Source organism: Ruegeria sp. BC7 (assembly GCF_056539165.1).
On the sequence record NZ_JBQFUL010000002.1, the window covers coordinates 608,036 to 621,308 of the forward strand.

Annotated in this window: 14 protein-coding genes; 9 read left to right on the forward strand and 5 right to left on the reverse strand. The window is 58.8% G+C overall.

Going from position 1 to position 13,273, the window contains the following annotated elements:
- The first annotated feature begins 66 nt into the window (after nucleotides 1–66).
- On the forward strand, nucleotides 67–1,548 hold the full coding sequence (locus tag ACR0KS_RS08020) for a carnitine 3-dehydrogenase (RefSeq protein WP_170567038.1): 1,482 nt from the start codon (nucleotides 67–69) through the stop codon (nucleotides 1,546–1,548).
- A complete protein-coding gene (locus ACR0KS_RS08025; RefSeq protein WP_170567037.1) occupies nucleotides 1,545–2,306 on the forward strand; it encodes an SDR family oxidoreductase in 762 nt (253 codons plus the stop codon). Before ACR0KS_RS08020 ends, ACR0KS_RS08025 begins: the two co-directional genes overlap by 4 nt.
- Here ACR0KS_RS08025 and ACR0KS_RS08030 read toward each other — a convergent pair whose 3' ends face one another.
- Together ACR0KS_RS08030 and ACR0KS_RS08035 are read right to left on the reverse strand one after the other, a co-directional pair.
- Entirely contained in the window at nucleotides 2,307–2,489 is a 183-nt protein-coding gene (locus ACR0KS_RS08030; RefSeq protein WP_170382941.1) for a hypothetical protein, read from the reverse strand.
- A gap of 71 nt (nucleotides 2,490–2,560) precedes the next feature.
- The gene (locus ACR0KS_RS08035) at nucleotides 2,561–3,421 is read right to left on the reverse strand and encodes a helix-turn-helix domain-containing protein (RefSeq protein WP_170567035.1); all 861 of its coding nucleotides are present in this window, start codon (nucleotides 3,419–3,421) and stop codon (nucleotides 2,561–2,563) included.
- 107 nt (nucleotides 3,422–3,528) lie between these two features.
- On the opposite strand from ACR0KS_RS08035, the gene ACR0KS_RS08040 reads away from it, so the two are divergent.
- From ACR0KS_RS08040 to ACR0KS_RS08050, 3 genes are read left to right on the forward strand one after another with little or no spacing between them, the layout of a single operon-like run.
- Entirely contained in the window at nucleotides 3,529–3,732 is a 204-nt protein-coding gene (locus tag ACR0KS_RS08040; RefSeq protein ID WP_170382945.1) for a DUF2061 domain-containing protein, read from the forward strand.
- On the forward strand, nucleotides 3,725–4,609 hold the full coding sequence (locus tag ACR0KS_RS08045; protein WP_170567033.1) for a fatty acid desaturase: 885 nt from the start codon (nucleotides 3,725–3,727) through the stop codon (nucleotides 4,607–4,609). Before ACR0KS_RS08040 ends, ACR0KS_RS08045 begins: the two co-directional genes overlap by 8 nt.
- Nucleotides 4,610–4,630: 21 nt before the next feature.
- The gene (locus ACR0KS_RS08050) at nucleotides 4,631–5,533 is read left to right on the forward strand and encodes a DMT family transporter (RefSeq protein ID WP_170413551.1); all 903 of its coding nucleotides are present in this window, start codon (nucleotides 4,631–4,633) and stop codon (nucleotides 5,531–5,533) included.
- Here ACR0KS_RS08050 and ACR0KS_RS08055 read toward each other — a convergent pair.
- The 3 genes from ACR0KS_RS08055 to ACR0KS_RS08065 form a co-directional block, all read right to left on the reverse strand.
- Nucleotides 5,530–6,888 (reverse strand): DEAD/DEAH box helicase, encoded by a 1,359-nt coding sequence (locus ACR0KS_RS08055; protein ID WP_170567031.1) that lies wholly within the window; start codon nucleotides 6,886–6,888, stop codon nucleotides 5,530–5,532. The genes ACR0KS_RS08050 and ACR0KS_RS08055 overlap by 4 nt on opposite strands.
- 183 nt (nucleotides 6,889–7,071) lie before the next feature.
- Nucleotides 7,072–8,013 (reverse strand): glycosyltransferase family 2 protein, encoded by a 942-nt coding sequence (locus tag ACR0KS_RS08060; protein WP_170567029.1) that lies wholly within the window; start codon nucleotides 8,011–8,013, stop codon nucleotides 7,072–7,074.
- An 18-nt stretch (nucleotides 8,014–8,031) separates the two neighbouring features.
- Nucleotides 8,032–9,636, reverse strand: coding sequence for a peptide chain release factor 3 (locus ACR0KS_RS08065; protein WP_170556936.1), 1,605 nt, complete (start codon nucleotides 9,634–9,636; stop codon nucleotides 8,032–8,034).
- 109 nt (nucleotides 9,637–9,745) lie between these two features.
- Here ACR0KS_RS08065 and ACR0KS_RS08070 point away from each other — a divergent pair, with 109 nt between their 5' ends.
- The 4 genes from ACR0KS_RS08070 (at nucleotide 9,746) to ACR0KS_RS08085 (ending at nucleotide 13,224) form a co-directional block, all read left to right on the forward strand.
- On the forward strand, nucleotides 9,746–10,108 hold the full coding sequence (locus ACR0KS_RS08070) for a nuclear transport factor 2 family protein (RefSeq protein ID WP_170382957.1): 363 nt from the start codon (nucleotides 9,746–9,748) through the stop codon (nucleotides 10,106–10,108).
- A gap of 73 nt (nucleotides 10,109–10,181) precedes the next feature.
- Nucleotides 10,182–10,961 (forward strand): SDR family oxidoreductase, encoded by a 780-nt coding sequence (locus ACR0KS_RS08075; protein ID WP_170567027.1) that lies wholly within the window; start codon nucleotides 10,182–10,184, stop codon nucleotides 10,959–10,961.
- Nucleotides 10,962–10,963: 2 nt separating this feature from the next.
- A complete protein-coding gene (locus ACR0KS_RS08080) occupies nucleotides 10,964–12,076 on the forward strand; it encodes a hypothetical protein (RefSeq protein WP_170567025.1) in 1,113 nt (370 codons plus the stop codon).
- A 101-nt stretch (nucleotides 12,077–12,177) separates the two neighbouring features.
- Nucleotides 12,178–13,224, forward strand: a complete 1,047-nt coding sequence (locus ACR0KS_RS08085) for a methyltransferase domain-containing protein (protein WP_170567023.1) — start codon at nucleotides 12,178–12,180, stop codon at nucleotides 13,222–13,224.
- Nucleotides 13,225–13,273: the final 49 nt, after the last annotated feature.

The following is a 13,273-nucleotide window of genomic DNA, read 5'->3' on the forward strand; positions in this document are numbered from 1 at the left end:
CCCGTCGCCATCTGGGCTTGTACCAGTGGCGCCACAGATGGCGACCCCCGGGATATTTTCGGCCAGATGAAGAGGCGGATCGAAGTGAATACAGCGGCAATCATTGGTGGTGGCGTGATCGGCGGCGGGTGGGCTGCACGGTTTCTGCTGAACGGTTGGGATGTGCGGGTCTTTGATCCGGACCCGGAGGCCCAGCGCAAGATTGGGGAAGTTCTGGACAATGCGCGGCGGTCTTTGCCTGGGCTAAGTGATGTGCCACTGCCGCCCGAGGGCGCGCTGACGTTCCATGCGGATATGTCTGAGGCCGTTCGCGGGGCGCAGTGGATTCAGGAGAGTGTGCCAGAGCGGTTGGACCTGAAAGTGAAGGTTTACAGGGGCTTGCAAGAGGCATGTGATCCAGATGCGATCATCGGATCGTCGACTAGCGGGTTCAAGCCGTCGGAGTTGCAGGAAGGGGCTTTGCGTCCGGAGCAGATCGTGGTGACGCATCCGTTCAACCCGGTTTACCTGCTGCCTTTGATCGAATTGGTTCCGACCGACAGGAATCCAGCCGAAATGGTGACGCGTGCGCAAGACCTGTTGAAATCCGTTGGATTTTTCCCTCTGCATGTCAGGAAAGAGATCGACGCCCATATCGCGGACCGTTTTCTTGAGGCCGTCTGGCGCGAAGCGCTATGGCTGGTCAAGGACGGCATCGCCACCACAGAAGAAATCGACGAGGCCATCCGCATGGGCTTTGGCATCCGTTGGGCGCAGATGGGCCTGTTCGAGACCTACCGCGTGGCCGGTGGCGAGGCCGGGATGCGGCACTTTATGGCTCAGTTTGGGCCGGCGCTGAAATGGCCTTGGACCAAGCTGATGGACGTGCCCGAGTTTACGGATGAGCTGGTGGACATGATCGCTGGCCAGTCGGATGCGCAGTCGGGGATGCACTCGATCCGCGAGTTGGAGCGTATCCGAGACAACAATCTTGTGGGGATGATGCGGGCGCTCAAGGCGCAGGATTGGGGCGCGGGGGCGATCCTGAACCAGCATGATTCCGCGTTGAAGCCCGGTGCCTTGCCGACGATCGACCAAGCCGATCTGAGCCAACCGATCCTGACCGTCGCGCGTGCGGTTCCACTGGATTGGACGGATTATAACGGCCACATGAACGAAGCGCGGTATCTTGAGGCGTTCGCCGCCGCCACGGATCGGCTCATGGAGATCATGGGTTGTGACGCGGACTATATCGCCTCGGGTGGCAGCTATTTCACCGCCGAGAACCACATCCGCTATATCGACGAGGTGCATGCGGGTGCGAAGATCGAGGTGCGCACGCAGTTGCTGCTGGGGCAGGGCAAGAAACTGCATGTTTTTCACAGCATGTATGAAGGTGACAAGCTGCTGGCCACGGGCGAGAGCTTCCTGCTGCATGTCAGCCTTGAGACCCGCCGCCCCAGCGCTCCGTCGGCTGAGATTGAGGCTGCGATGGCGCGGATTGCCGAAGCTCAGGCGGGCTTGCCATATCCCGAAGGCGCGGGCGCCGCGATCCGCAAACCGTCATGAGCGGGCGTGTCCTGATCACGGCCGGCGCTTCGGGCGTTGGTCGAGCCATGGCCGAGGCGTTTGACGCGGCGGCCGCGCAGGTCTGGGTAGCCGATCTGGACCCCGAGGCATTGTCGAATTGCCCCTCACACTGGAGAAAGTCTGAAATCAACGTTGCAGATGAAACGGCTGTTGCAGACATATTCGCGCGGATCGAAGCCGAATGGGGCGGGTTGGATACACTCTGCGCCAATGCAGGTGTCGCGGGGCCGACGGCGTCGATCGAAGATGTGGCGGTTGAGGATTGGCGGGCGTGCCTGTCGGTAAATCTGGAAGGTGCGTTTTTGTGTGCGAAATACGCTGCGCCGATCATGAAGCGTCAGAACAGCGGGGCGGTGGTGATCACATCGTCAACTGCCGGACAATACGGATACCCCAATCGCGCGCCCTATGCGGCAGCGAAATGGGGAGTGATCGGCCTGGCCAAGACGCTGGCGATGGAGCTTGGGCCGTTTGGCGTGCGTTGTAACACCATTTGCCCCGGCGCTGTGGAAGGACCGCGCATGGAGGGCGTGCTAGAGCGCGAGGCGGCGGCCAAGGGCATGACCCGTGACCAGGTGTATGACGGCTACGCGTCCGGCACGTCGATGGGACGATTTGTGGAAGGACAGGACATAGCGAATATGGCCGTGTTCCTCGCGTCGGATGCGGCACGGCTGGTGTCGGGGCAGGTGATCGCCGTGGACGGCCATACCGTCAACCCCGATCCAAAACTCTGACTATCCCTGATTTGGCCCGCGTATTTGGCGGATGGTCTGACGAACCGCCTGCCAGTCCTGCGCTTGTTGCATGTTTCCGGCGGCCTCGCATTCGCGCATTTTCAGCGCGGCTTCCGCCTCGGCGCGGTCACCATGTGCCGAGTAAAGGGCACGTGCGTATTGTGCGGTTTGTAGTGCGTCCATTCCAGTGGTCCTCCGTCATTGTTCGGAATGCCCGTAAGTTCGCGCCAGCCGACGATAGCACAGGAAAGACCCTAGCGCATCTTTTCGCGTAACCGTTTAAGATGTGTAGGAAACTGCCTGGCAGTCACATCTGCCTCGCGGACCAGAGTATCGAAGTGGCGGGTAAAGGTTTCGATCCGGTCGCGATCCCGAAAGGCCATGTAGTGGCTGCCTGCGTAAAAGACACACATCAGTGGCCCAAAGATCGTCACTGGCGCAGAATACAATCGTTTCGCGTCAAACAGGTAAATCCGCATACGCGGGTAGAACTGCTCGCACAGGGCAAGCAAGTGGTCGATTTGCTCTAGCCGGGTTTGCAGGTTGAGACCTTCGTAATAGCCGGTCGCGTTCGCAAAGCTGTCGATCTCATACAGCGGCATCGCGATTTCATAGTCGGACTGCGCACTTCTCATCCACGTCAGGCGATCATTTGACGCTCCGATTGCCTGATCCGCCGTTCTGCCCAGATGCGGAGCATATTCCCATTCAAGCACCGCGCGGGTCTTCAACATGTCAGGCAAAGTCGCTGGAACATAACGGATTTTGTAGCCTGCAGCCTCTTTGTGCCATTCAAATATCCGCTCATCCACGAGGGCGCGCGGCGCTTCTGTCATGGTGAGCGAGCTTGCCAGCAACTCTGCCGCGCTTTCAGGGCGGTCAGACAGGCTCAGCAGCCAATCTGCGGACACGCCCAAGGCCGAAGCGCAACTGCCGACCACATGCGCGTTAGGTAGCCGCGCGCCATCGTCGGTCAAAAGCTGCGATACGGTCGAGCGGTCCACACCAATGTCGCGCGCCAATGCGCTCTGACTGATGTGCCTTTCTTCCATCGCGCGGGCTAGACGTTGTCGGAACTGCGCCGCTCGGTCTCGTTTGTCGACTTTATCCTGCATGTGTTTAAAAATATCACATTTGATGAATTTTGTTAATCATATTCAGAATTTTCAACCTGACACGTTGTCCGTAATTCTTGAGACATAACAAGAATATGGGTGACGGAATGGAAACACGACAAAGATCGGTCGTGAAGGCGGTGCTGTGGAATGCAATGGGTTTGATCGTGATGACCCTTGTTGGGCTGGTGGCAACAGGGTCCGCTGCGATCGGTGGGACATTGGCGATTGTGAACACGGCGATCGGTTTGACGCTTTATGTGATTTACGAACGTGTCTGGGCGGGCATCGCATGGGGCCGCAATGTCTGAGCGCAAGGGACCTGAATGGATCACCTTCGCGTTGATTCTGGCATGTTACGCAGCTTGGCTGGGGGTGATTTTCTACACGCCCGTGTGGGTGGCAATCCCGGCGATGGGGCTTGTCGCGGCCATGCACTCCTCACTAACGCATGAAGCGTTACACGGGCATCCATTCCGGCAAAACTGGTTGAATGAGGCGTTGATGGCTCTGCCGTTGACGCTGTTCATTCCGTATCAGCGTTTCCGGGACTTGCACCTTGCCCACCACCGGGACGCGACCTTAACCGATCCGTATGATGACCCGGAATCGAATTATCTCGACCCGAAGGTCTGGGGCCGTTTGTACGGTTGGCAACGGTTGCTGCTGTCCGCGAACAACACTCTTTTGGGGCGTATCGTTCTGGGCCCGGCGATTGGGCAATATGTCTTTACGCGGCAGGAAATGCGCGCGGCCTTTCAGGGCGACCGGAATGTCCTGAGGGCGTGGGGGCTGCATCTGGTCGGAGTCGCTGTGGTTCTCTGGGTCGTTGCGCAATCCGGCATGCCGATATGGGCCTATATCCTGTCTGCCTATATCGGGCTGGGGCTGGTGAAGATCCGAACCTTTCTGGAACACAGGGCGCACGAAGATGCAGGTGCCAGAACCGTCATCGTCGAAGATCGTGGGCCGTTGGCGTTTCTATTTCTGAACAATAACTTGCACGTGGTTCACCACATGAACCCCAGCGCGCCGTGGTATAAACTGCCGTCGTTGTACCGCAAGGGAAAGGACCGCTATCTGGATAGGAACGAATCCTACGTGTATCGCTCGTATGCCGATATTTTCCGTGCGTTCCTAGTTCGTGCGAAGGACCCGGTTGCGCATCCTCTCTGGCCACGGGATTGATTTAGGGCCACAAGGGTCGGCATGAGCCTTTGGATTCCTGTCACTCTTGCGGCGGCGTCTTTTCAAACCGTTCGCTTTATGCTGCAAAAATCGCTGAGCAGCGTGAAGCTGACTGCGGCTGGCGCGACATTTGCGCGGTTTGCGTATTCGATGCCATTGGCGGTTCTTGGGTTGGTCGTGGCCGTGATGCTGACCGGACACGGCCTGCCGCAGCTGACCGCCAAGTTCTGGCTGTTTGCCGTGATTGGTGGAACAAGTCAGATTTTGGCAACGATCTGTGTGGTCGCTTTGTTCAAGCAGCGCAATTTTGCTGTTGGGATCACCTTCAAGAAAACCGAAGTTATCCAGACCGCCATCGTAGGGTTTCTGGTCCTTGGCGATCAGGTGTCGGCGGGGGCGTTTGCGGCGATCATTCTGGGACTGACAGCGGTTCTGTTGCTGTCGAAAAACCCCGGCGGGGACGGGGCGTGGTGGAAACACCTGACCAATCGCGCCTCGCGGCTGGGGTTGGGATCGGGTGTTCTGTTCGCGTTTTCCTCGGTCAGTTACCGCGGGGCTTCATTAGAGTTGGGCGATATCGACGCGTGGTTCCGGGCGCTGGTGACACTGGCCGTTGTGGTGTCGTTCCAGTTTCTCAGCATGGGTCTTTGGTTGCTGTGGCGGGACCGGGCCGAGTTACGGGCCGTCTGGGACACGCGTCAGACCGGAGTATTTGTCGGTCTCACCAGCCTGAGCGGGTCTTTCTGCTGGTTTCTGGCCTTCACATTGCAGAATGCGGCATATGTCAAAGCGCTGGGGCAGGTCGAGCTGATCCTGAGCCTTTTCGCTTCGCTGCTGTTCTTCCGCGAGACCATCACCCGGCGCGAGATCGCCGGGATGACATTGCTGGGCGCGTCGATACTGGTGCTGGTGCTGTCGATTTAACCGGCGCGACGCTCATCAAAGCTGAGCGCGATAAAGCTGGGCAGATGATCGCCCATACCTACAACAGCCGCGCCACCGCCGTCGCGACGATTGCGGCCCTTGGGCTCTTTGTCCCTTTTGCGGTCGCTCTTTTTGCTGTCGCTCTTGCTCTCATCCGAAGGCTTGGCCTTCTTTTCGCGCTTGGGCGCGTCGGGTTTCGGCTCGTCCTTGACCGGGTTGTCGATCCGGGGGATTTCCTTCTGGATCAGCTTTTCGATCGCATCCAACGCCTTTTCATCGCGACCCGAGCAGATGGTGATCGCCTTGCCCTCGCGACCGGCGCGACCTGTCCGGCCGATCCGGTGCACGTAGTCCTCGGCATGGCCGGGCACGTCGAAATTGAACACGTGGCTGACCGACGGGATATCCAGCCCGCGCGCGGCCACGTCCGAGGCCACCAACAGGCGCAGTGACCCGTCACGGAATCCGTCCAGCGTTTTCATGCGCTGTGACTGGTCCAGATCGCCATGGATGGCGGCGGCGTTATAGCCGTATTTCTTCAGCGATTTCGCGCAGATATCCACATCCGTCTTGCGGTTGCAGAAGATGATCGCGTTGGTGCATTTATCACCCTCGGCGTCGATCAGCGCGCGCAGGACTTTGCGCTTATTGCTGGCCTCACGGTCGCGGCGACCGCCTTTGAACATGACAACGCCCTGTTCGATGGTCTCAGACGCTGTTGCTTGGCGGGCAACCTCGATCCGGGCCGGGGCCGACAGGAACGTGTCTGTAATGCGTTCAATCTCGGACGCCATAGTAGCTGAGAAGAACAGAGTCTGGCGGGTGAACGGCGTCAGCGAGAAGATGCGCTCGATATCGGGGATGAACCCCATGTCCAGCATCCGGTCGGCCTCATCCACCACCATGATCTGAACGCCGGTCAGCAGCAGCTTGCCGCGCTCAAAATGATCCAGCAGACGGCCCGGTGTGGCGATCAGAACGTCCACCCCGCGGTCGATCAGCGCCTCTTGTTCTTTAAAGCTGACGCCGCCGATCAACAGCGCTTTGGTCAGCTTCAGGTGTTTGGTGTAGGTGTCGAAGTTTTCCGCCACCTGCGCTGCCAGTTCCCGCGTCGGGCACAGTACCAGCGATCGCGGCATCCGCGCACGCGCACGGCCACGGGCCAACAGGGTGATCATCGGCAAGGTAAAGCTTGCGGTCTTGCCGGTGCCCGTCTGGGCGATGCCCAGAACGTCCTTACCCTCAAGCGCAGGGGGAATCGCACCCTCCTGGATCGGGGTGGGGGTTTCGTATCCGGCTTCCTCAATGGCTTTGAGGACCTTCGGGTTCAGGTTCAGTTCGTTAAACTTTGTCATGTATGTCCGTTTTTGCGGACACTAGACCTGGCCCGCACGTCAAAGGAGTGCCGGGTCCGGATGACCATACGCAGCAGCGCGCATTTCGGCTTGGCGGGGACATAACAAAATCGTTGATCGGGGTCAAATGAAGACGAATTAACGTAGCGGCGATCCGAACTGCTGGAGATTTCCTGCAACAATTCAGACGCTTCCGGGGAAGTGTTTCGCAAGCTTTTCATCGAGGTGCAGCGGTCGGTGCTGAATAAGGCCGTGCTGCTCAAGTCTTGCGTGTACCAAGGGGTCTGCGCCGCTGAGTTCGTCAAAGAATGTGCGCAGCGCGTCCTGTCCGCCTTCGGCCTCTATCCACGCCAGCAGTTCATTCTTGTTCATGCCTCCAAGTTCGCGGGGAACGTTGGGGGACATGCCCGGTTGATAAGAGCCGCGTTCAAACCGGAATTGGTAGTACGCAAGGAAGTGGTCCCAGTCCGGGGCGTGCCTGTGGCAAAGATCAACTTGCTGCAGCTCTACTTTGCAGGGCGATAGTTCCCCATGCTGAAACACGTTGTGAATACGAAGGCTGACTTTCGGCCGCCCGGTTCGCACGAACAGCTTTCCCTGCACGTGGCTCAGGAATCCGCCCAGAACGAATGCGCCGTAATTGGGATAGAGCGTTTGGACGATGTTCTCGCGCTCGGGCCCAGCGGGAATATGGGCTTTGTACTGGTCTCCACCCCCTGCCATCGCTTCGATCGGGCGGACGCGGACACCAAGCAGTTGGTCCGGGACCGCGCTGAGTAGGCTGGAGATCGAACTTTCGGACCAGAGAAATTCATCGACATCTATATGCGCCAGCCAATCCTCTTGCGCCTTGCGGTAGGTAAAGGTGGCGTTTGCCGTCTGCCGGGTTTGGTGCTTGTCCGGGCGTTCGCGTTTACGATGGGCCCAGAACCCGGCGTCGCAGTTGCGAACCTCGATTTTTGGGTGACGGTTCAGGGCGTTGAAGGCGCGCGGGTTGGGTTCATCCAGATAGAGGTAGATGCGGTCGACGCCAAGGTCCAGATGATACGCCGCGAACTTTAGTATGTCCGAGGACAAGCCGCGGACCGTTGAGACGATGCCCCAGCTTGGGGCATCACGCGTCATGCAAGACCTTTTGGTCGGTCACGTCATCATCTCTTTCGTGGCCGTCAGGTTCAGTTCGGGATAGTCGCGCACGACCCGGTCAATGTCCCATTGCAGGCGTGTCAGATAGACGATGTCGCCGTCATGATCATGGGCGATGTGCTGCTTGTTGGCGTTGACGAATTTCTCAACCTCGGTCTTGCTGCCACTGACCCAGCGGGCCGAGGTGAACTGAGATGCCTCAAACCGCACGGGCAGGCCGTATTCCATCTCGATCCGGCTGGCGAGCACTTCAAACTGAAGGGCACCGACAACGCCGACGATAAAGCCCGAGCCGATTGAGGGCTTGAACACCTTGGCCGCGCCTTCTTCGGCAAATTGCATCAGGGCTTTTTCCAGATGCTTGGCCTTCATCGGATCAGCCGCGCGAACTGATTGCAGCAGTTCCGGGGCGAACGAAGGGATACCGGTCACGCGCAGCGCTTCACCCTCGGTCAGGGTGTCTCCGATGCGCAACTGACCGTGGTTGGGGATGCCTATGATGTCGCCGGCCCAAGCCTCGTCCGCCAGTTCGCGGTCGGACGCCAGAAACAGAACGGGATTCGAGATCGCCATCGGCTTTTTCGACCGCACATGGGTCAGCTTCATGCCACGCTTGAAATGGCCCGAAGCCATGCGGACAAACGCCACCCGGTCGCGGTGCTTGGGGTCCATGTTGGCCTGCACTTTGAATACAAACCCGGCCACCTTCTTTTCATCCGGCGCGATCTGACGTGGTTCAGCCGATTGCACCTGCGGCTGGGGGCCGTAAGCGCCGATGCCTTCCATCAGTTCCTTGACGCCGAACGAGTTGATGGCTGAGCCGAACCAGATCGGGGTCATGTGGCCTTCCAGGACGGCTTGCGGGTCCAGCGCGGGCAGCAACTCGCGCGCCATCTCGACCTCTTCCAACAGCTTCTCAAGCAGGTGTTCGGGCACGTGTTCCGCCAGCTTGGGATCGTCCAGCCCGTCGATCTGAATGCTCTCGGCCACTTTGTTGCGGTCGGCACGGTCCATCAGCTCCAGCCGGTCACGCAGCATGTCATAGCAGCCGATGAAATCGCGCCCCACACCGATCGGCCACGCGGCGGGCGTGACGTCGATGGCGAGCATTTCCTGAATTTCGTCGATGATCTCGAATGTATCGCGGCTTTCGCGGTCCATCTTGTTACAGAAAGTCAGGATGGGCAGATCGCGCAGGCGGCAAACCTCGAACAGTTTCTGCGTCTGGCTTTCTACACCCTTCGCGCCGTCGATCACCATCACGGCGGCGTCTACGGCGGTCAGCGTGCGATAGGTGTCTTCCGAGAAATCGCTGTGACCGGGCGTGTCCACCAGATTGAACCGGAAGTTCCCATAGTCAAATGACATGGCCGAGGCCGAGACCGAGATGCCCCGATCCTTCTCCATCTGCATGAAGTCCGAGCGCGTGCGCCGCGCCTCACCTTTGGCACGGACCTGACCGGCCATCTGAATGGCGCCACCATACAGCAGGAACTTTTCCGTCAGCGTCGTCTTGCCCGCATCCGGGTGCGAGATGATAGCGAATGTCCGGCGCCGGGCGATCTCGGGCGGCAGGGAGGGTTGGTTCGAGGTATCAAGCATATTCGCGCGTATAGGCGGGGAATCCCGCCGAAGCAAGACAAAGGGGGTGGTTAGAATCGTGTGCTTGTGGCAATAAGAACATATAGTGAACAAATAGTGGAGTGGATCAATGAATTTGAAGGAAATCGCAGACGAGCTTGTCGCAGGCTGCCGCGAGGGTCGCGCCAAAGAGAATTTGGAAAAACTCTATGCCGAGGATGCCGTTTCGGTCGAGGGGCAGGATTTTATGAATATGGGCCGCGAAACACAGGGTCGGGACGCGATCCGTGGCAAGCAGGAGTGGTGGGAAGGCGCACACGAAGTTTCGGGTGCCTCGGTCAGTGATCCGTTCCCGCACGGCGACGATCGATTTGCCGTGATCTTCGCGGTGCAGGGCAAGGTGAAAGAGACCGGTGAAACCTTTGATATGCAAGAGGTCGGCGTCTATCACGTGGCGAACGGCAAGATCGTTCGCGAAGAGTTCTTTTACTAACGCACCCTGAAATCTGGTCTTCCCCGTCTGGCCGGTGCTAGACATGCGGGCAACAACAGATGGGGAGGATCATATGGATCTGGGAATCAAAGGAAAACGCGCGCTGGTTTGCGCCAGCAGCAAAGGATTGGGTCTGGGCTGTGCCGAGGCCTTGGCCGCAGCGGGCGTCGATCTGGTGATGAACGCGCGCGGGGCCGAGGCGTTAGAGTTTGAAGCTGCGCGTTTGCGCTCGGACCATGGCGTGAACGTTCAGACGGTGGCGTGCGATGTCACCTCGCCGGACGGTCAGGAGCGGGTTATTAATGCCGCGCAGGGTGTTGATATCCTTGTGACAAACGCGGGCGGCCCTCCTCCGGGTATGTGGTCGGATTGGGAGCGTGAGGATTTCATCAAAGCGCTGGACGCCAACATGCTGACGCCGATTGCGTTCATGAAAGCCTTGCTGCCGGGGATGATGGACAAAGGCTGGGGGCGCGTGGTCAACATAACCTCGCAATCCGTGCGCGCGCCGATCGCTGTGCTGGGCCTGTCGAACGCGGCGCGGACCGGGCTGACGGGCTATGTGGCCGGAACCTCGCGTCAAGTGGCCCCGCATGGGGTGACGATCAACAACCTGCTGCCGGGCATTCATGCGACGGATCGTGCGAATGCGCTGGATGGTGGTGTGTCGGCCCAAAAGGGTATTTCAATCGACGAGGCACGCGCCGAGCGTGCCGCCACGATCCCGGCACGACGCTACGGCTCGCGCGAAGAATTCGGCGCGACTTGCGCATTTCTGTGTTCGCAGCACGCCGGATTCATCGTTGGGCAGAACATCTTGCTGGATGGCGGAGCAACCAACCTGACGATGTAACAATGGCGCAGAACTTTTCTCTTAAAGATCAGCTTTTTAACGCGGATAAAGCCCGCTTTCTGGCAGGGTTGTTTGCGGCCGCCAGCCCGTCTTTTGATGGGCTGGCGTTTGAGAGAAACGTCATGTCCCGCCTGCCTGATCTTGAGTTGAAAGAACGTATGGCGTGGATTGCCACCTGTCTGAGACAGGCCGTTCCCGGTGATCTGCCGGACATCGCGCCGACGTTGTTGGGGGCCTTGCCGCCCCCGTTGGACCCGACCAAGACGGATGACGACTTTGGGGACTTCATCTTTGCACCCTTGGGCGACTGGGTTGTGGACGTTGGGTTGGATCATCCCGATCTGGCGCTGGATGTGATCGAAGAACTGACGCAGAGGTTTTCAATGGAATGGGCCATTCGCCCATTCCTGAACCACCATCCTGACAAGGTGATGGCGCGCATGGAGGCTTGGTGCGATCACGACAGCTATCACGTGCGCAGACTGGTCAGCGAAGGCACACGGCCCAGGCTTCCTTGGGGGCAGGCGGTTGGGCTGGACCTGACCGATCCGCTGCCACTGCTTGACCGGCTGCATGCGGACAAGACCCGATATGTGACACGTTCGGTCGCCAACCATTTGAATGATATTACAAAAAAGAACTCAGAGCTGGTTCTGGACCGTTTGCAAAGCTGGTCACGGGACGCGCAGCAGGATGCCGAGGAATTGCGCTGGATGACCACGCACACTCTGCGCGGACTGGTCAAATCGGGCCACCCGGAGGCCATGAAGATTCTGGGCTTCGATCCCGAGGCCGAGATGTCGGCAAGCGTCGCTGTCCTCGGTGAGGCCAGGATCGGCGGGGCGCTGGAGTTTGATGTGGTGCTGAATGGCGATGGTGATCAGCCGGTTCTGGTGGATTATATCGTTCACTTTCAACGCCCTGGGGGAAAGACCTCAGCCAAGGTGCACAAGCTCAAGCAATCGATGTTGCGCGATGGAGTGTTGAGACTGGCCAAGAAGCACAAGCTCAAGGCCGATGCGACAACCTTCAAGCTGGTTCCCGGTGCGCACAGGTTGGAGATTCAGGTAAATGGCCGGGTGCGCGCGGGCGTTGATTTCGATCTGTTGGACTAAGGTGGGCAACTCACAGTTCTGTTAGATGCCGGAGGCTTGGATTGCACCTGAGACCGCTCTGAACTAGCAGGTTTAAGACGCGAAATACGGGGAACCTTACGATGAAGCATGAGTCGGTGCAGAACTACTATGGCGAAGTCTTGCAAGACAGTTCGGACCTGCAGACCAACGCATGTTGCACGCCGGATGACATGCCGGATCACGTAAAGAGGATTCTTTCGCAAATTCATGACGATGTGCTGACCCGTTACTATGGATGCGGGTTGATCGCGCCGCTTGATCTTGAGGGGATGAGCATTCTCGATCTGGGGTGCGGGGCCGGGCGCGACGTCTACGCCCTGTCCGCGATGGTCGGCGAAAAAGGCCGCGTGGTTGGTGTGGACATGACGCCCGAGCAACTGGACGTCGCCCGTGCGCACCAGGACTTTCACGCACAGGCCTTTGGTCATGGCGCGTCGAATGTTGAATTCCATCATGGATACATCGAAAAGCTGGACGAACTGGACCTTGAGCCGGGCTCGTTCGACATCATTGTCTCGAATTGCGTGATCAATCTGGCCACAGATAAAGAGGCGGTTTTGCGCGGGGCGCACCGTCTGCTGAAAGAAGGCGGCGAGATGTATTTCTTGGACGTTTACGCCGACCGGCGCGTGCCGCAAGCCATGGCCGAGGATGAGGTTCTGTACGGCGAATGCCTGTCTGGGGCGCTGTATTGGAATGATTTCCTGTCGATCTCGCGCAAGGCGGGCTTTGGCGATCCGCGCCGCGTGACCCACCGACCGCTGACCATTGAAAACCCGGTGTTGGAGGAACGCGTTGCGCCGTTGAAGTTCCTTTCAGCAACGTATCGTCTGTTCAAACTCTCAGAGCTGGAGCCCGCTTGCGAGGATTACGGCCAGGCGGTGATCTACAAGGGCACTATCCCTCACGCTCCGCATTTGTTTGAACTGGACGACCACCATGCGATTGAAACCGGCAAGGTCTTTCCGGTGTGCGGCAATACGTGGATGATGTTGAAAAGCACGCGATTTGCCCGGCATTTCGACTTCATCGGCGATTTCTCGACCCATTATGGCATTTTTGAAGGGTGTGGCGGCGAAAGCCCATTTGAAGCCACCGCAGAAGCGCCGTCAGGTGGGTGCTGCTGATCTCTTGCACCTAAGAGGCGGGGTTGCTATCCCCGCCCAAGCCCGATGG

Excerpts from the sequence above, each read along its gene's own strand:
- ACR0KS_RS08020 (WP_170567038.1), top strand. The coding sequence starts at position 67 with ATGAAGAGGCGGATCGAAGTGAATACAGCGGCAATCATTGGTGGTGGC.
- ACR0KS_RS08025 (WP_170567037.1), top strand. The coding sequence starts at position 1,545 with ATGAGCGGGCGTGTCCTGATCACGGCCGGCGCTTCGGGCGTTGGTCGA.
- ACR0KS_RS08030 (WP_170382941.1), bottom strand. The coding sequence starts at position 2,489 with ATGGACGCACTACAAACCGCACAATACGCACGTGCCCTTTACTCGGCA.
- ACR0KS_RS08035 (WP_170567035.1), bottom strand. The coding sequence starts at position 3,421 with ATGCAGGATAAAGTCGACAAACGAGACCGAGCGGCGCAGTTCCGACAA.
- ACR0KS_RS08040 (WP_170382945.1), top strand. The coding sequence starts at position 3,529 with ATGGAAACACGACAAAGATCGGTCGTGAAGGCGGTGCTGTGGAATGCA.
- ACR0KS_RS08045 (WP_170567033.1), top strand. The coding sequence starts at position 3,725 with ATGTCTGAGCGCAAGGGACCTGAATGGATCACCTTCGCGTTGATTCTG.
- ACR0KS_RS08050 (WP_170413551.1), top strand. The coding sequence starts at position 4,631 with ATGAGCCTTTGGATTCCTGTCACTCTTGCGGCGGCGTCTTTTCAAACC.
- ACR0KS_RS08055 (WP_170567031.1), bottom strand. The coding sequence starts at position 6,888 with ATGACAAAGTTTAACGAACTGAACCTGAACCCGAAGGTCCTCAAAGCC.
- ACR0KS_RS08060 (WP_170567029.1), bottom strand. The coding sequence starts at position 8,013 with ATGACGCGTGATGCCCCAAGCTGGGGCATCGTCTCAACGGTCCGCGGC.
- ACR0KS_RS08065 (WP_170556936.1), bottom strand. The coding sequence starts at position 9,636 with ATGCTTGATACCTCGAACCAACCCTCCCTGCCGCCCGAGATCGCCCGG.
- ACR0KS_RS08070 (WP_170382957.1), top strand. The coding sequence starts at position 9,746 with ATGAATTTGAAGGAAATCGCAGACGAGCTTGTCGCAGGCTGCCGCGAG.
- ACR0KS_RS08075 (WP_170567027.1), top strand. The coding sequence starts at position 10,182 with ATGGATCTGGGAATCAAAGGAAAACGCGCGCTGGTTTGCGCCAGCAGC.
- ACR0KS_RS08080 (WP_170567025.1), top strand. The coding sequence starts at position 10,964 with ATGGCGCAGAACTTTTCTCTTAAAGATCAGCTTTTTAACGCGGATAAA.
- ACR0KS_RS08085 (WP_170567023.1), top strand. The coding sequence starts at position 12,178 with ATGAAGCATGAGTCGGTGCAGAACTACTATGGCGAAGTCTTGCAAGAC.